Consider the following 16,694-nt stretch of genomic DNA (forward strand, 5'->3'; position numbering starts at 1 on the left):
TATTAAAAAACTGTGTGTCTCAGAGTGAGACATTCCCCTCTAGAAATCCTTGTCTGGCGGATTCAAAATTCCGCCCGTCGCACCACCATCGCCACCGAGATCGAGATCTTGCGAGCGAAGATAGTCTGTCGAAACCATTTTCACTGAGTAGCCCGTGCGTCCACCATTTATACAGTCACCGCTCGTAGGTCCGCCTTTGTCGAGGTCCTCAGGTTTAGAGAGGCATTTGCCGAATCTCTCGGCGTCGAGAGAGTAATCCATCAAGTCTTTACCAATCCACGATGTCAAAGTGTTGTACACCGACATCGCTACGTAAATGAGTTTCTGATCGAACTCCACTTTCGGTTCGTTGATTTGCGGATCAGTGGTTTTGACCCGATCGAGAACCTTGTACTGGTCACGAATGCTGAACTCTGAAAGTTTTTTATCATTGCTATTCATCCGAACACCGAGATCTGGGCGAACCGTATATTTGAAATTACCAGGGGCTTTCTTAATATACTCATTAGCAATTTTTAGATAATAGTTGTGATAGAAATCAGGGTCGATTGAGTAATAAGTAATATCAAATAAATCCGGCAAAATAGCTAAGATCTCTAAGTCACGCATGCGTGGATAAGTATCCGTCACGCTATCCCACGCAAGAATATCCCCGCTTTTTTCTGCTTTGAACGTTTGGCCCAAGTGATTCCAGTGATAAAAATTTGGCTCTGCAGAACGACTCAGGTTGTAGGGCAACGTATCGTCAGTCACCGTATTTACGGGTCGCTTGCTCCAATCAGTGCTGAGGTTATAGATCGCACGTCCAAACTGACCTTGCACGGCTCGAGATTTCATCCCAACCTTGTCGCCAGGAAAACGGCTATAGTTAGCTGCACGTGTAGGATCTTTTGGATCTGCTTGATTTGTCTTATCACCTTCACGCCATGGCAGAAGTGGATCAATGCGCTTACCGCCTGAAGACTGATTTGAACCACGCGGCCATTGCGAATAATACCATGGGCCGATTTTACCACCGAACGGTTTAGCAAAACCGCGCGCTTTTAAAGTCACGCCACCCAAAGGAGCAAAAGGGATGCTTGGTTTAGTCTCGGCACTCACACCAACATAAGCCATACACCATGGGTTTTTCTCAACGCCGACCGAAGCATTGTAGGGAGCTTCGAGAGGATCTGCAAACTGAGATAAGTACGTGATATCATCTCTTAGTTCATTAATATTTTCTGGCAAATTCGCCTTATTGAACTCGCGGGCTCTCATCTGAACACGAGGACTTGCGCTATCGTTACCTTCACAATGGAAATCCATGTATGCAAAGGCTGGTTTCACTTTAACTTCAGACAACCATTTCGCAGGATCAGTATTGGGAACTCCTACAGCGTTACAGTCATTTTGTCCCAAGCCATTGATGATTTTAATCTGATCATCTTTGATAGAGTTCTTATTTGCCTCTGTTAAGTTATTTCTAAAAGTCTTAATTAGGCCTTCGCTAACGAGGTCGCCACTAATATCTCTGAAATCATCAGGCTTTTCACTTAAACCGCGCGATAACATATTGATCAGCTGCTTACGTTCCCCTTGATCGATGTTATAGGCAGCAATAAAGCGCGCCAGGACCATGTAATTAAACTGTCCCACGTATCTACAACGATTCGTCGCTTCTTCAAGGGCTCTCGTCGTTGCATCATGGATCGCAGTATTAATATTTAAGAAGCCTGCAATGACTGGTGGCGGTTTAAACAGATTGATGGTTCGTAACTCACTCTGATATTTACAGGTACTTTCCGTCGTTGAGGGCATAGGATTAAATGGAGCATACGCAATACAGAATGCAGGGATGTCGTAATAGTCCTGTTGCGTGGTACTCAGCCCCGTGGGTACACCCTCATAATCATCGATAATTTTCTTTTCTTGTTTTTTATATGGATGGATCTGGTAATCGCCGGCTGTTCCAGGCTGGCGATATCTCCACGCGAGCAGTTTCCAGCTTTGACGAATTTGATAGTTCACGTGTGCAACTGCATTCATCATCTCGGCTTGTTTCATAGCACCATAGTAAGCTGCAAGATCCACAGAGTTTTGCAGATTAATTTTATGATGCACAAGCAAGCCCACGTTGATGATCATCGCAAAAAATAAGAACAGCACTTGAAATATCAGTGCGATAAAAATGGCCACCTGGCCTTTACGATTACGAATGCGTGGTAAAATAGATTTCATCATCGTGTCCTTATTATTGTTGCTGATTCTTTGCCCATGAGCAACTTCCGTCGAGGACTCGACCTTGAACTCTTTGACTTCATTCTGCGGCCAAGTGAGACTTTTAGCCGTACCCCCAAGGAGGTCCCAGACCATGGTCCGCATACTCTCACCACTTAAGTTTATTGCAATTTTCTGCGCATTCTCTTTCTCATTCGCTCATGCAGAGGTTTTATTCGAGGGTTACTATAAAATTATGTCTGCGGGTAATCCCATTGGTTACACAATTTCGAAATATGAGTTCGATGCAAAAAGCAAAAAATTTATTTCTACTTACTTCTTAAAGACAACGGGCCAAGGCGCGGAAATTACGGAGAGCCTCAAAGCTTTTGCCGGCGCTGATTTAGGTCCTATCTCTTATTCTTATACGAGCATCGTTGGTAAAGAGACTAAAACGATCGATGCAAAATTCAACGGTTTAAAAATGACCGCTGAAGTAAAAGAAGCTGGTAAAACAAAAACAATCCGCAAGGATCTCGCAAAGAACACTTTTCTTAGCACGTTTCTCGTTTACGTCATGCTCAAAAGTAAAGAGGGCTTAAAGACAGACTCTACATATGATTACACTGCGATCGCTGAAGAAGATGCAGAGTCATACAAAGGTCTTGCTTCCGTCGGCAAAGAGGAAGCATTTTTGGGTTTGAAAGCTTTCAAAGTTCAAAACAAATTTAAAGATGTTCCCTTCTTAAGTTACGTGAACGAACGCGGTGAAGTTCTCGGCACAACATCTGTTGCACAAGGTGTTTCAACGGAGCTTGTGGCTGATCCGGCCGCGGCAACCAAAAACTTCCCTGTCAGCCAAGGCATTTTGAAAAGTCTTTTTGGCGATGTTCCTGCTGGCAAAACAAATATGGTTTCAAAAAGTTCGACTATGCAACCCGCAAATCCTGGAAAACAAGAGGGCATTCCTCAAGGACAAGGGATTCAAATCAAAGCAGAACCACCTGCTGCAAAGCCAGCTGGTAAATAAGGACGATAAAAGGGGATCTACTTATGAATAAACTGATCGGCCAACACATGATTATCGGGATTGCCGGGCAATCCCTGACCGCGGACGAAAAGAAATTCATCGTTAACAATAATATCGGCGGCATTATTCTGATGGGCCGCAATGTTTCTGAACCAAAACAGGTTCATGAGCTTTGCAAAGAAATCCAGTCTTTGCGCCACCAAATGCAAGACAAAGCTCCGCTTTTTATCGGCATCGATATGGAAGGCGGCCGTGTTGCAAGATTGAAAGCGCCATTTACTCAGTGGCCACCACTCAAGAAGCTCGGTGATCTTGACAACGCCACAGTGACTTTCCACTTCTCTAATAAAATGGGATTGGAACTGAATGCGGTCGGTATCAACTTGGATTTCGCTCCGTGCGTGGATGTTTTTACGAATGCAAAGAACACAGTCATTGGCGACCGCTCCATCAGCAGCGATCCTGAAATGGTGGCAAAACACGCTTCCGCTTTAGTTCGTGGTTACATCAAATCAAATATCATCTCTTGCGCGAAGCACTTCCCTGGTCATGGCAATACGATTGTCGACAGCCACGAAGATCTTCCGGTGGAAGAACTTGATTTGAAGCGTTTGGACAGTTTGGAACTCATTCCATTTAAGCGCTCTTTCAAAGCGCGCGTAGATATGGTGATGACGTCGCACATTCTTTTTAAAAATATCGATCCAGAATGGCCTGTGACTTTGTCAGAGACTTTCTTAAAGAAAATCCTTCGTGAACAATGCCGTTATCGTGGTTTGATCGTGACAGATGATCTTGATATGAAAGCCATGGCGAAGCACTACGATCCAAAGCAGATCCCAGTTCGCGCCCTGCAAGCTGGAGCTCAGATCTTGCTCTATTGTAATGAGCCGCTGTCACCACCACGTGCCATCGAAGGCATTACAGAAGCGACTGCTCAAGGCACGCTAAAAAAAGCGGACCTCGAAGCAAGCTATAAGCAAATCATGGAAGTTAAGAAAGATAAGATCCCTCACCCAGATCCAATGCCACTAGACGAAGCATTGAAGATCGTTGGCAGCGAAGATCACCAGCGAGTGGCCCAAGCTCTTGCCAAAGGTGAAGTTCCTCCGGGACTTATTGAAGCTTAATCGTCGAAAGAACAGGCTCGTCGTTAGCACGCACTCGAATGATGTTAACGGCGTTGCCTCCGCCTTCTCCGGCACGGCCCTGACTTGTTACGATCACAGCCGACATATCTGGCGCCACCGCCAAGCCCACTGAAAATGGATCCACATTAATACGCGAAAGCACCTGCAACGTTTGTGCATCCAAAGTGACAAGCTCCGCTGAATTGTTCACCGCCACAAACAGGAATCGGCCCTTCGGAGAAATATCCAGCGTCCGCGCCCCTTGACCGACAGAAACCGATTTCCATTTTGGCCCGTTGATTCTTTTGCCCTTTGCAGAGATCAAAGCTTTTACAACTTCTGTCAAAGGAGCTTTAGAAACAACCCCTGCGTAGTTCGAGCTCACGTAAATCGTTTGAGCGTCCGGACTCAGCACCATATGTCTTGGTGTCGAGGCAATATTCATGATCGAGCCCAAATAAGTGCGCGTTGGAATATGAAATCCAGCAATACCTCCTTTACCCATGCGTGACACCAGTAAATACTGGCTGTCCGGAGTAAAGAGACTGCCGCGAAGACAGAAGCCACAGGTTGAATCGCGGTCTGTGCCTTCGAGTCCGTCTTGGCTTAACTGTTTTTCCACCACCATGTGAGCCACATAGCGGTACTGACGAGGATCTCTGCTTGAAGTATCAATTAAACCAATCGTGTTATCGCCCCAGTTCATCACAGCCACATAGTTGCCATCCGGCGATGCAACAACAAACTTCGGCACAGGCCCCGTTTGCATGACCCGCACGATTTCATCTGTGCGGGTATCAATAATCGAAATCGCACTTGGTGATTGGCCAGAGCGATCCCAATCGCGGCGATAGTAAGGAACCCAAAGATAGCGACCATCCGCAGACAATTCGCTTTCCACAGGTTTCCCCATGAATTGATTCACATCCCCTGTTGGTGGCTTAGAATAAAACTTATAATCAAACGCACTGACTTCACCCTCAAAGAGGCCTGCATCTTTTTCCGTGAACTTGTGAACGATTGTTTTTAGTTTTTGCAACTCGGGCCAAGAATACACAACCGTCTTCCCGCCCTCGAGAGAGTTAATATAAATCTTTCTGGCATCAGCCGAGAATCGCACCGACTTCGGCGAGTTAATATCTTTATCGCGAATATCCACTGGAAGTTTGTTTTTAAAACTTCCATTGCCAATACGCGCATAAGCACTCAGGGAAATGAGCTCGGTCTCTTGCGCAAAAGCAGACGAAAATGGAATGGTCAGAACCGTCAATGCCGCTAAAAGAATATTTTTTGTTTTCATAGAGAGAAAACAAAGCAACTCCCTTGCCAGAATTTTCGGCCTCAAAGAAAAACCCCGCGGTTTTCGCGGGGTTCACTCAGATATAATATTCAAACTGACTAGAAGTTTAACAACTACTTAGCAGTACCGTTTTCACTGCTACTACCGTGAGATTTATCGTACAGATTGCCTTTGCGAGTAGAGTTCTCAGTCCCCGGGAAAAGTGTCTTTTGGATGGTCTCAGCTGAAACTTCTTTGCGCTCGGGAACACGGCAGCGAGCGACACCTTCGCACATTGTTTGCGAATTCAAAAGAAGACCAAACTTGTCTTTCAAATAAGCACCGATGAGAGACTTATCATAAGCGTTAGATACTTTTTCAAGCGCCATATCTGTATCTCCCACTTTGCCATGCAAGGTCGCAAACTCTGTCAGCAAACCTTGAGTCGTAATCGCCGTCGTGATGGCTTTATTTTGTGACTTCAAATCATAGATCTCTTTGCCGGACTCTTGAAGCAGCTTCACTTTATCGCGATTTAAACTTTCTGCCTTATCATCGAGCTCACCCGCCGTTTTTTTCGCAGCGTCGAGTTTTTCCTTTGCATCGTCCATTTTCTTTTTCAACTCTCTGTCACCGGCACCGCGGCCAATTCCAAAAATCCCGCCCGCCGTGTCTTTCCACTGGTTAGATGCAACATCGAAATCTTTTTGCAAAGCTTGAACTTTCTTCGCCGCTTCTGTTTGCTGTTTTGCGAGCGTCGCCAAGTCTTGAGCGAACTGGTTGTTCTTTGCATTAACCGCACCAGTTGCAGCCTCGAGATCTTTTAAAGATTTCTCTGCTGAAAAACCAACGCTCACAGCGAAGATCAAAGATACTAAAACACATGCGTTTTTAATCATGATTCATTCCTTTTCTCGGTGGTTTTAGTTTACAGAAAACCCCGCTCATTGCCCTCTGTTTTCCACAATTCCGAGCCTTGGTCTGGTGGCAAACGGGCTCCTAGGGCTGTTTGTAAAAGCTTCATGAAAGCCGGAACACTGACAAAAACCGGAACACCCCCGTTCCCTGAGCTGAAAAAGAACGCCCTCTCAAGGCGCAAAATCCTGGCAAGGACTTTGCTCCTTTCCCAATGGATTAAATCTCTTAGGATAGGAGCCCCCAATGAAAAAGACTCTCTTCGCAGTTCTTGCCGCTGTCATGATGACTGACGCCGCTATGGCCGCCTCTTCAACGCCATCAAAAACTTTCCAGGCCGTGACTCAGCTTCGTAAGGAATCTGAAAACAACCGCCGTGTGTTCGAACTTGCTGAACGTGATGCTGCCGAATTTACTTTCTCTGACGGCGCTGTTCGTGGCGAAGACTTAAAGCGTGCTCTGGCTCTGATCCGTCGTGAAAGACCTCGTTTGCAATCTTCTGATATGGACCTTTCGATCGCCATTCTTCAGGCTGAGTAGTTACTGAATAATCTAGGAGTCCGTCATGGAATTTAAAGGCTTGCAACAAACCGAGAACGAATTGCCACCGATGCCCGTTGATTTGACGGAGAATAAGTCGGGCCGTTTTATCTCATTGTCAGTGATGCTTCACGCAGCTCTGGTCGCCACCGTGGCGCTCATGAGCGTACCGCCGATTGAATTCCCGAAAAAAGAAGTGATCGAGTTTGAAGTCGAAAGCGAAACAACGGCTGCGAAGCCGATTGCTGACGGCACCAACGTTCCTGAAACTAAAGGCGAAGCAGCGCCGGCCCCAGCTCCTGTCGAGCCACCAGCAGCTCCCGCACCTGTCGCAAAAGCCGCTCCTGTAGCACCTCCGACAGAACCGGCTGAGTCTGTGGCGCCCAAGATAGCACCCGTTGTGGCGGCTCCCAAGGCCGTGGCCGCAGCTCCGAAAGCAGTAGCAGCAGCACCAGCGACTTTAGATGATATCTCCACTCCTGATCTTGAAACCTTAGACACCGGTGAAGTCGCTGTCGCTCAGATGGATGAAAAGGATCTTCAAGACGACTTCGAAAAAGTCGACCGCGAAAATCGTAAAGCCGTGATCGCCGCTAAAAAATCCATCGAAAGCGACGCCGATAAAGCTGCCCAAGATGGCGACGACGCCTTGAGAGAAGTTGAACAAGAAAACCAAGCTCTGGCGAAATCTGCCGCCCAAGCCGAAGAAGCTCGTCGCAAAGCCGATGTCGCTGCCATTGCCGCGGCCGAAGCCAAAGAAAAAGCGGCCGCTGATAAAGCAGCCCGTCTTGCAGCCAAACAAGCAGCAGATCGCGAAGCTTCTGAAGCCCGTGCGGCCGCAGCTCGTGAAGCACAAATCGCCCGTGAAGGTGAAGAAGCGAATGCCCGCCTTGCCGCTTTGAAAGAAGCTCATGGCAAAGGCACTGCAGATGAGGGTGAAGGGACCGGCAATTCCGGCTCTCCAGCGCCCACGAAGGAAGTTGCAGGCATTCCAGGTGGCGTGCGTTCGCTCGAACAACTCCGTCAAATGCCGGGCAATAAGTTTCCTCAATATTCGCAAGAAGAGCGTTTAGCCCGTCAAGAGGGTCAGACAATGTTCTATGCTTACGTGAACAAAGACGGCAGTCTTTCGCAGTTTAAGCTCGGCCAATCCACGGGATATCGCAATTTGGACTCAAAAACCCTGGCGGCTCTGAAAAAATGGAAGTTCTATCCGGGACAAGAAGGCTGGGTGGAAATGCCGTTTAAATGGACCCTGAATGGGGAGGCTCTGGAAGCCGGCGGCCAGCTTAGAAAATAGAGTTGGATAATGGACAATAGAGTTTAGACAAACGAAAAAAGCCGGATATACCGGCTTTTTTCTTTAAAAGATCAATCAAATCAATGATTTAGTCTTTAAAAAGGGCTTTTGCAGATTTAGTAGTGCCTTTGTTGCGAAGAGCAGCTTTACGTTTAGTACCGCTAGTAGTTCTTTTCTTTTCGCGAATGTATTCAGTCTTTTTAGTTTTAGAAGCCATGTTTCATCTCCAAGTTTAACGGATGGTGTTAGGTATCAAAAGGAAAAGGACAAGTCAATGGAGTGGCGATCAAAATTAGCACCTTTTACCGACCCCTGGTGGGCATAATCCACCGAGAAGACCGGCCCATGAAAGCCAATCCCCTGGGTAAAGAGCTCCTGGCTGGCTAAAATGTCGTTCTTGTACCCAATACGGAAGATCAGCCACTCGTTTAATAGGGTCTCAAGCCCCATAATATAAGCCGGCTTGCCGAAGTTGTTATTCTTGGCAGAAAGCACATCAAAACGGTAACGAACGAAGTTTTTATAAATAAAATTCAGCCCCACGGCCATCTGCGATTCTTCGCGGACCTCTTCAGGGACCGTGTCCTTCCCACCAAACATATTATAAAAAACATACGCTAAACCGAAGTGATCGGTTGGAGTATAAAACAATCCCAAGTGCCCGTTGGTCTGATTGTATGTACTGGTTTTGTAATCCACAGTACTCATCGTCCCGGTAATCCCCATCGAGAGTTTGTCGACGACAAAATCAGCGAGCGACAAACGCGTGTCTTTCCACTTCACATCTTGATCGGTGCTGTCTTTTGCCTTTCGCTGTAAATAAGAAAGACTCGCGGGAACCACGACCTCGCGGCTTGATTCGCTTAGACTTAAGGACAGATCGTCTTTGCTTCCGGTCGCATAAATATATCGTCCCTTCAAGTGGACTAATCCCGCTGGATTCAAGTAGTTGACGTCCCCGGCCTCGACCGCAGCCCGGCCCGCACCGGCCACACCATCAGTAGCAGCACTAGAAAAACTTTGGGCGTGAGCCAAACTAGATATAAAATAAAGGCTCAGTAAAACAGGATGTTTTAACACGCTTAAAGGATTGAGCATTGAAGTACCTCTACCGTTTCGTATTCACGAGTTGGATGATTTTTTCGCTGTTATCCTATCAAAGAGCTTTCGCCGGAGCCAATGGCTTTATCGCAAAAAAGGTACGGACCGGTGACAATGTTGTTTCTTTATTAAAACTCCATGGCTTTAGCGAAACTGAGCGCGGCCGCGCTTTGACGTTAGCACCGGACCTGCGTCATTTATATTTACAACTCGACGTGGGTTATTTGGTTCGCAGTGAAGGGGGCGCAACCGAAGTGCGCCTGTATGATCCGCAAGAGCCGGTCGTGTTTGTTATTAAGAAGTCTGCTCAGGGTGTTGAGGCCAGAAAAGCCCGCGCCATTTTCAAAACCACTGTGGCTCGTTACGACGGACAAGTTCGCGGTTCACTGATGGCAAATATTCTCGACAAAGTGAATAGCAACTGGGTGGCATCGCGTTTTATGGACGCCTACATTATGGACTATAATCTCAATCGTGGTCTTGAGCGCGGCGCAAAGTTCTGGCTCACGGTCGAGAAAAAATACGACGGCCCATTCTTCATTCGCTATGGCGAGGTTCTGCAGACTTCTCTCGCAATTCGCGGCAATAACATTCAAAAACGATTCGTAAAGATCGAAAAGGGCGGAGGCGTCTTCATTGCTGAAAGTGATCTACTGAAGAATCGTCCGTTCTATGCGCCGGTAACCTACCTGCGCGTGGCAAGCTTGTTCCAACCTCACCGTCGTCATCCGATCACACGCAAAGTGCAGCCACACCTAGGCGTCGACTTTGAACTGCCAGAAGGAACTCCGATCTACGCCGCTCGTAACGGCACCGTTGTTCGCTTCGGCAAGAACAAAGCTGCCGGGAATTACGTTGTGCTCATGCATGGAAATGGAGTCGAAACATCGTACAATCATATGCGTAAACTGGATTCGCGCATTCGCTTTGGCTTAAAACTCAACGCCGGCGACCGTGTTGGCGAAGTCGGTTGTACCGGCTACTGCACGAAAGCGCATTTGCACTTTGCCGTAAGACAAAAAGGACGCATGGTGGATCCACTCAAGTTCTTACGCCCTTATCCTGTTTTTGCAGAAAACTTATTGCATGCGAAAGTCGCGCAGTTCTAACAGCGAGAACGCATCTTAGTTACGAAGACAGATTGAAATATACTGAGCGCAGCGTTTTGCAATCGCTGGGTTCGCAAGACCTTGCAAGCCTTGATAGCATTCGTTTCTTTGATCGTACTCAACCGCTTCTTCAGCAGTACCAGCCGCATTATTGTAGCATGTGCCCGACTTCGGAACGACACAACGGCGATCTATGCTGACATCCCACTGAGAAGCCGGCAAATGGCGGCGGACGATTTCAAGTTCGCGGCGATAGTTCGCATCACCCATACGGTCAATCGAATCTGCTGGGCAATAAGTTGCCGAGTCCGCAGCTTTTACGATCGCATAACGGCGCCCCTGAGCACAGCTCCAAGTCGCACCGCTATTTGCCGCTGGATTTGCAAGATCTGTCTCTTGAATGCCGACAAGGATATTGTTCGGATTGCGTGAGTTCGGAGCCACCGTTGTGCTTTGAGCGATCGCCTGAGTCAAAGGAGCGATATCCGCTGCAAACAACATCGTGTAGCCACGGCCGTAAGCGATTGACGTATCTGTCGTCGAAGAAGGCATTCTTGCCGCAAACGCTGAAGTTCCCGTAGGACCTGTGTAAGTCAGGGCAAGCATGCCGTTGTTAGATAAGTCATTACGCAGGCTGTACGCCACACCTTCATCGTTGTTGTAAGTGATTTTAGCTTCCATCACACGCTGAGCCGCTGTCGCCGCCAGTGGAAAGTAGTTCACTACTCCGCCCAAAGATCTGAACACAGGCTCCATGATGCGGTCATCAGTCAAATCGGTCATCAAGTTCACATAGTCCACGTTCAAAGCAGGATTTGAACCGGTTGGATTGCGCACTTGTTGTGGCGCGCCGCGAGTGCGCAGTGCCATTTGCAATGTTGCCGAGTTGTTTTCAACAGTTTCACCAACATAGGACTTCATCTGTTCGACAGTGACAGTGGTCGAAGGATATTGTGGTTTGAGTTTCGAGTTCACATAGGTGATGAAGTTTGACGTTAAATTCACACCGCCGCCATCATAGGAACCAGCTTTGACTGTGAAATATGCGGCATTTGTGCTGAGGCCTGCGCCAAAGCAAGAGTTGTAAGTAATTTGATCAAATGTTGCATTGAATGCGAAAGGAGCTGCTGTGTCTGAACCAACAGAGGCTAGATTCTCGGTTGTATCAATGGCCGAATCGAAACCCGCTTTTCCGCAGTTTTGGAAGGCGAAAACAAGGAGTCCGCACGCGAAAACGGCAGACAAGGACTTTAACAGATTACTACGCACGTCGGTCCTCATAGAATCCCCCAAATTCAGAGTAACACATTCGTTCTGAGCACTGCTCCAAAAAGCAGCTGCTATTACAATTTGAGACAGGCAGGTTTAGGACTTGTCTTAAAATGAAACGTCTGAGATTTATTAAACATGTCTAAAGTAAAAAAAGCAATTATCCCAGCCGCAGGTTTAGGAACTCGCTTCCTCCCAGCCACTAAAACAGTCCCGAAAGAGATGCTCACGATTGTAGACGCTCCGATCATTTTCTACGTCGTCGAAGAAGCCGTCAAAGCCGGCATCGAAGACATCGTGTTGATTGCTGGACGTGGCAAACATGCCATCGAAGATTTCTTTGATACCTCTTATGAACTTGAAGACCGCTTGGCAAAAGATGGGAAAAGTCATTTGCTGGAGCGTCTGACTAAAATCCGCAATATGGCGAACATCATCAGCATCCGCCAAAAGCAAGCTCTCGGCTTGGGTCACGCTGTTTTGATGGGTCAGCCGATTGTCGGCAAAGATCCTTTCGCAGTTTTGCTGGGTGATGAAATTACCATGGGTTTCCACGGCGAGCCCAACGTTACAGCGCAGCTTGTGAATTCTTTCAATGAAACCGACACCTCAACCATCGCGATCATGGAAGTCCCTGAAAAGGACGTTTCCAAATACGGTATCGCTGAAGTGGAAGAGCAAAAATCAGGCTTCTTCAAAGTGAAGTCTTTGGTTGAAAAACCAAAGCCAACAGAGACGAAAAGCCGCTGGGCTCTGCCTGGTCGCTACGTTTTTGATGGCGAACTCATGGAAATTCTAAAACACGCTAAACCCTCTCTGGGCGGTGAAATTCAGCTCACGGACAGCATGAAGGTGCTTTGTGATCAAAAAGGCCTCAACGCAATGACGTTTAAAGCCAGCCGTTTTGATGCGGGTGATAAATTAGGCTATCTTCAGGCCAATATTGAGCTGGGCCTGCGAAATCCAGAATTGCAAGCCGGGCTTAAGGATTATATTCTGCAAGTGTCAGAAAAACTTAAGAACGGAACTTTCGCATGATGAAGAAAATCTTAATTCTGTTGGTTTCACCGGTTGTTTTTATTCCGGCGGCTTTTGCGTACATCCCACCAGCTCGCATGATTTTGCAAAGAACAGCTGAAAATGCTGGCGGCGGTGTTTATTCTATCGAGCAAGAAGTTCAGTTCAACAACGCTCAGGATTCTTTGTTTTTGAAAGAAACATGGTTGATTGAAAACGATCGCACCATGAAAGTGACTGTGACCGGAACGAAAGATCTGAAAGATCAGATCAAAATGCAGTTCGTCTATGCCGGCGGTCAGCGCTGGTCTTACAACGGCAGCAAACAGAACTCTCGCATTTCAGAAGACTTCCTCGAAAAGTATTTTAACTTCCGCTCGACGGATCAGCTGGCAAGCACTTTGATGAATCTCAAAATTTTGCCGACAAATGCCTTTGCGAAAAAGCCAATGCCAAAAAATCTCGAGACGCTCAAGTACGAGCCAGATGATTTCGTTCGCTTATCTCGCGCGGGCGGCACTGTGAACTACGCCTTTGGCGTCCCATCTCCGGTGGATGGCAACGGCAACCCGGGCTTCTGGATTGAACAAGATCAGTTCCTAGTTCGTAAGTTCCGTTTGCCAAGCCAAGTAGAAGTGACGGCTGATAATTACAATCAATACGCTCGTGGCCTCAATTATCCGAAAGTGCGTACGATCCGCTGGGGTCAAAACACGGTGACGATTCGTTTGATCGGCGTGACTTCTCACCGCGGATCTTTACCAGCAAACACTTTCCAAGCATCCGCACTTGATACAAACATGAAGCTTGATGGCTTAAACAGTCAGCCGGCGAAAGATGTCGTTCTCGACTTCTACTCGAGGTTTCGATGACCGAAACATCTCTCTGGAAGATCGCTGTTGATGCTCCACTTCCAGAGGCCCTGACCTACTTGCATGCGCCGGAACTTCCGCCGTTGCAAAGAGGTCAGTTGGTGAACGTTCCCCTCGGAAAACGTGTCACCAAGGGACTTGTTCTTGGTCCTTCAACAGCCGCTCTCGATCCAGAAATTAAGTTAAAAGCCGTTGCGAGTTTGGATGAAGAATATCCAGCTTTGCCGGAGCATTTTATCAAATGGCTGGAGTGGCTGGCGAATTACTATATTTACCCGATCGGCCAAGTCGTTCAATTGACTTACCCGCCGCTTGAAAGAAAAGAAAAACTTCGCAAATCTAAGCGTCCGCCGGTGATTCCGGATATGAAGGCGGACACCCCACCGGAGTTAACACCGGAGCAAAGACAAACCGTCGACAGCATTGCAAGCTTCGATAAGTTTTCTTCGCACTTGGTTTTTGGTGTCACGGGTTCGGGTAAGACCGAAGTTTATTTGCATCTTCTTGAGCAAACTCTGGCGCAAGGTAAAACCGGGATCGTTCTTGTTCCCGAAATTTCTCTGACGCCGCAGCTGATCCAGCGTTTCGTTCGTCGCTTCGGCGATAAAATCGCGGCCCTTCACTCACAATTGACCGATCGTGAACGCACGACTCAATGGTGGGATATTATCGAGGGACGCAAATCCATTTTGATTGGCGCACGTTCCGCTCTATTTTGTCCGATTCAAAACCTGGGCCTCATCATTGTCGATGAGGAGCATGAGCCCTCGTATAAGCAAGACGAGAAGCTAAAATACCATGGCCGCGACGCCGCGGTGATGCTGGCAAAGCAAGCCAACTGCCCGATTGTTTTGGGTTCGGCCACTCCGAGTCTTGAAACTTGGAAGAACGCAACCGAAGGAAAATATCATCTTCACACTCTCAGAAACCGTGTCGCAAATCGTTCCCTTCCAGAAATGCTGGTGGTGGATTTGCGTGGGGAAAAAGCGTCTGAAGAGGCCCAAAAAGAAAAACAAGAAAAGTATTCTGAAATACCTTTCTGGATGAGCCCCCTGCTGTTTGAAAAAATGAAAGCGACTCTTGAAAACGGTGACCAGGCCGCTCTCTTTTTGAATCGCCGTGGTGTTGCGCAAATGGTGATCTGCCCAGCGTGCGGTCACACGCGTGAATGCCCGAATTGCGATATTAATCTGACTTTGCATCATCATTCACACCTCGTTTGTCACTACTGTGATTATCACGAGAGCTTCAAAGAAAAATGCCCGGATTGTTCTGAAGGGCACCTCGAAGCGATGGGTCTAGGGACAGAGCTTTTAGAAAAAGATCTGACCGCACTTTTCCCCGGAAAAAAAGTTGCTCGCGCCGATCGTGATGAAATTCAAAACCGTGCGGATCTCGAAAATCTGATTACTGAGATGGAGGATGGCACGATTGATATTCTGGTGGGGACACAGATGATCGCCAAGGGACTCGATTTCCCGAAGTTAAAACTCGTGGGATTAGTACTTGCCGATGTCGGATTTAATTTACCGGATTTCCGTGCGACAGAGAGAAGTTTTCAGCTCATTACTCAAATGAGCGGACGCTCCGGCCGTCACGTTAAAGAAGGTGAAAGCCCAGGATGCGTGATCATTCAGACTTTCAATCCTGAGCATGAAAGCCTTATCTACGCGCAAAAACATGACTTCGAAGGATTTGCACAACAAGAACTAACAAACCGTTCCCAGTTGAATTATCCACCAGCGGGAAAAATTATTGGTTTCCGCATTCAAGGAAATCACTTGAGAGCGGTTCAAGATGCAGCTCGACTTTTGGCTAAACGTGCTCAGGCTTTGAAAGCTCAATTTCCTCAATACGAACTCGTTGAAATTCTCGGGCCGGCAGAAGCGCCTCTGGCAAAACTCAGAGGGCAATTCCGCTTTCACTTGCTCCTAAAAGGACCGCAAGCAAATGTGATCAATGCGTTTGCTCGACAAACGATGGGTAACGAAGAGTGGCTACCAACAGGTATTAAAATCCTTCTTGATGTAGACCCTATGAATTTACTCTAGTAGCATTAAAGAATGATCCAATGCCCCCGTTGTGGAATCCAAGTAACAGAATTGCATCCAGTCCCTGGTGATATTGCAATGAAACTGCAGGCGTCCGGTGAATCCGTACCCGGGCAGGTTTGCGTGGGTTGCATTACCGAGATGCAAAGAAGTGTTGCTGCCTCGAGTGGTGGCGTCCTCATGGCGCAAGAGCGAGCGAAAGAACAACATCGATTGAATCTTTGGAAAAATCGCGTGCAATTGATTAAGCAAGCTCGCACTTGCATGGGTCAGAAAATGTATTCTGAAGCGGCGGCCGCTTACGAAAAATATATCAAGATTATGGAGATCGTCTTTGATTGCAAAAAAGGCGAACTCAAACCCGAGCTTTTCAAAGAAAGCGCCCGTCATACGGAACTCACTGTGGTAGCCTCTGTTTACTGGGATCTCTTGAGAATTTACGACACCAGCGAGCGCTATGCCGAGCGCCAGTCAGCCGCTGCAAAACAGCTGTCGATTTTTATTCGTTTCACACCCATTTACCCGGATATCATTCGCAAAGCAGAGATCTTCCAAAGATCTGCTAAAAATCCTGCTGTAATTAAGCAGTTCCTCAAGATGTCCTCTGAAAGCCGCCCACGGTGCTTTGTTGCGACGTCTGCGTTTGAAAGTGTTTACGCTCTAGAAGTGCAACAACTGCGCTTTTTCCGTGATCATCATTTGAAAAAACATATCTGGGGACGTGCTTTCACCAAATGGTATTATCGTGTTTCTCCTCAGATCGCTTGCTTACTCGACAAGCACTCTTGGGCCAAACCCGCGGTCCGCGGCCTTCTGCGCCTTTTGATTAAATGCGTTAGTTAGTTTCTGTCATCTTTGCGCTTGCAAAGCCTCCCGTCGGCG

14 protein-coding genes are annotated in these 16,694 nt (G+C 47.4%); 9 read left to right on the forward strand and 5 right to left on the reverse strand.

Annotation, left to right across the window (positions count from 1 at the left end):
• Positions 1-39: 39 nt before the first annotated feature.
• Positions 40-2,364, reverse strand: coding sequence for a hypothetical protein (locus JSU04_01465; protein MBS1968941.1), 2,325 nt, complete (start codon positions 2,362-2,364; stop codon positions 40-42).
• Between JSU04_01465 and JSU04_01470 the strand changes: the two genes are divergently transcribed.
• Together JSU04_01470 and nagZ are read left to right on the forward strand one after the other, a co-directional pair.
• Entirely contained in the window at positions 2,363-3,229 is an 867-nt protein-coding gene (locus tag JSU04_01470; GenBank protein MBS1968942.1) for a hypothetical protein, read from the forward strand. The two genes, JSU04_01465 and JSU04_01470, sit on opposite strands and share 2 nt — an antisense overlap.
• Before the next feature lie 23 nt (positions 3,230-3,252).
• Positions 3,253-4,359, forward strand: coding sequence for a beta-N-acetylhexosaminidase (nagZ, locus tag JSU04_01475; GenBank protein ID MBS1968943.1), 1,107 nt, complete (start codon positions 3,253-3,255; stop codon positions 4,357-4,359).
• On the opposite strand, the gene JSU04_01480 is transcribed toward nagZ, so the two are convergent.
• The gene (locus tag JSU04_01480; GenBank protein MBS1968944.1) at positions 4,346-5,659 is read right to left on the reverse strand and encodes a hypothetical protein; all 1,314 of its coding nucleotides are present in this window, start codon (positions 5,657-5,659) and stop codon (positions 4,346-4,348) included. The genes nagZ and JSU04_01480 overlap by 14 nt on opposite strands.
• A gap of 113 nt (positions 5,660-5,772) precedes the next feature.
• Positions 5,773-6,537, reverse strand: a complete 765-nt coding sequence (locus tag JSU04_01485) for a hypothetical protein (GenBank protein ID MBS1968945.1) — start codon at positions 6,535-6,537, stop codon at positions 5,773-5,775.
• A 262-nt stretch (positions 6,538-6,799) separates the two neighbouring features.
• On the opposite strand from JSU04_01485, the gene JSU04_01490 reads away from it, so the two are divergent.
• Both JSU04_01490 and JSU04_01495 read left to right on the forward strand, forming a co-directional pair.
• The gene (locus JSU04_01490) at positions 6,800-7,093 is read left to right on the forward strand and encodes a DUF2388 domain-containing protein (GenBank protein ID MBS1968946.1); all 294 of its coding nucleotides are present in this window, start codon (positions 6,800-6,802) and stop codon (positions 7,091-7,093) included.
• A 25-nt stretch (positions 7,094-7,118) separates the two neighbouring features.
• Positions 7,119-8,393, forward strand: a complete 1,275-nt coding sequence (locus JSU04_01495; protein ID MBS1968947.1) for a TonB family protein — start codon at positions 7,119-7,121, stop codon at positions 8,391-8,393.
• A 252-nt stretch (positions 8,394-8,645) separates the two neighbouring features.
• Here the strand turns inward: JSU04_01495 and JSU04_01500 are convergent, their stop codons facing one another.
• Positions 8,646-9,491: a hypothetical protein gene (locus tag JSU04_01500; GenBank protein ID MBS1968948.1), complete on the reverse strand. Its 846-nt coding sequence runs from the start codon at positions 9,489-9,491 to the stop codon at positions 8,646-8,648.
• Positions 9,492-9,526: 35 nt separating this feature from the next.
• Between JSU04_01500 and JSU04_01505 the strand changes: the two genes are divergently transcribed.
• Entirely contained in the window at positions 9,527-10,603 is a 1,077-nt protein-coding gene (locus tag JSU04_01505; GenBank protein MBS1968949.1) for a M23 family metallopeptidase, read from the forward strand.
• Positions 10,604-10,618: 15 nt separating this feature from the next.
• On the opposite strand, the gene JSU04_01510 is transcribed toward JSU04_01505, so the two are convergent.
• Positions 10,619-11,872, reverse strand: a complete 1,254-nt coding sequence (locus tag JSU04_01510; protein MBS1968950.1) for a hypothetical protein — start codon at positions 11,870-11,872, stop codon at positions 10,619-10,621.
• A gap of 138 nt (positions 11,873-12,010) precedes the next feature.
• Here JSU04_01510 and galU point away from each other — a divergent pair, with 138 nt between their 5' ends.
• From galU to JSU04_01530, 4 genes are read left to right on the forward strand one after another with little or no spacing between them, the layout of a single operon-like run.
• Positions 12,011-12,910 (forward strand): UTP--glucose-1-phosphate uridylyltransferase GalU, encoded by a 900-nt coding sequence (gene galU, locus JSU04_01515; protein MBS1968951.1) that lies wholly within the window; start codon positions 12,011-12,013, stop codon positions 12,908-12,910.
• Complete coding sequence (locus JSU04_01520) at positions 12,910-13,761, forward strand: hypothetical protein (GenBank protein MBS1968952.1); 852 nt, start codon at positions 12,910-12,912, stop codon at positions 13,759-13,761. Before galU ends, JSU04_01520 begins: the two co-directional genes overlap by 1 nt.
• On the forward strand, positions 13,758-15,812 hold the full coding sequence (gene priA / locus JSU04_01525; GenBank protein ID MBS1968953.1) for a primosomal protein N': 2,055 nt from the start codon (positions 13,758-13,760) through the stop codon (positions 15,810-15,812). The genes JSU04_01520 and priA overlap by 4 nt, the downstream gene beginning before the upstream one ends.
• Before the next feature lie 12 nt (positions 15,813-15,824).
• Positions 15,825-16,655, forward strand: coding sequence for a hypothetical protein (locus JSU04_01530; GenBank protein ID MBS1968954.1), 831 nt, complete (start codon positions 15,825-15,827; stop codon positions 16,653-16,655).
• Positions 16,656-16,694: the final 39 nt, after the last annotated feature.

The organism is Bdellovibrionales bacterium (assembly GCA_018266295.1).
Lineage (GTDB): Bacteria > Bdellovibrionota > Bdellovibrionia > Bdellovibrionales > Bdellovibrionaceae > JACMRP01.

Coding starts and splice junctions, on each gene's coding strand:
- nagZ (MBS1968943.1), top strand. CDS start 3,253: ATGAATAAACTGATCGGCCAACACATGATTATCGGGATTGCCGGGCAA.
- priA (MBS1968953.1), top strand. CDS start 13,758: ATGACCGAAACATCTCTCTGGAAGATCGCTGTTGATGCTCCACTTCCA.
- JSU04_01520 (MBS1968952.1), top strand. CDS start 12,910: ATGAAGAAAATCTTAATTCTGTTGGTTTCACCGGTTGTTTTTATTCCG.
- JSU04_01480 (MBS1968944.1), bottom strand. CDS start 5,659: ATGAAAACAAAAAATATTCTTTTAGCGGCATTGACGGTTCTGACCATT.
- JSU04_01500 (MBS1968948.1), bottom strand. CDS start 9,491: ATGCTCAATCCTTTAAGCGTGTTAAAACATCCTGTTTTACTGAGCCTT.
- JSU04_01530 (MBS1968954.1), top strand. CDS start 15,825: ATGATCCAATGCCCCCGTTGTGGAATCCAAGTAACAGAATTGCATCCA.
- galU (MBS1968951.1), top strand. CDS start 12,011: ATGTCTAAAGTAAAAAAAGCAATTATCCCAGCCGCAGGTTTAGGAACT.
- JSU04_01495 (MBS1968947.1), top strand. CDS start 7,119: ATGGAATTTAAAGGCTTGCAACAAACCGAGAACGAATTGCCACCGATG.
- JSU04_01465 (MBS1968941.1), bottom strand. CDS start 2,364: ATGCGGACCATGGTCTGGGACCTCCTTGGGGGTACGGCTAAAAGTCTC.
- JSU04_01485 (MBS1968945.1), bottom strand. CDS start 6,537: ATGATTAAAAACGCATGTGTTTTAGTATCTTTGATCTTCGCTGTGAGC.
- JSU04_01490 (MBS1968946.1), top strand. CDS start 6,800: ATGAAAAAGACTCTCTTCGCAGTTCTTGCCGCTGTCATGATGACTGAC.
- JSU04_01505 (MBS1968949.1), top strand. CDS start 9,527: ATGATTTTTTCGCTGTTATCCTATCAAAGAGCTTTCGCCGGAGCCAAT.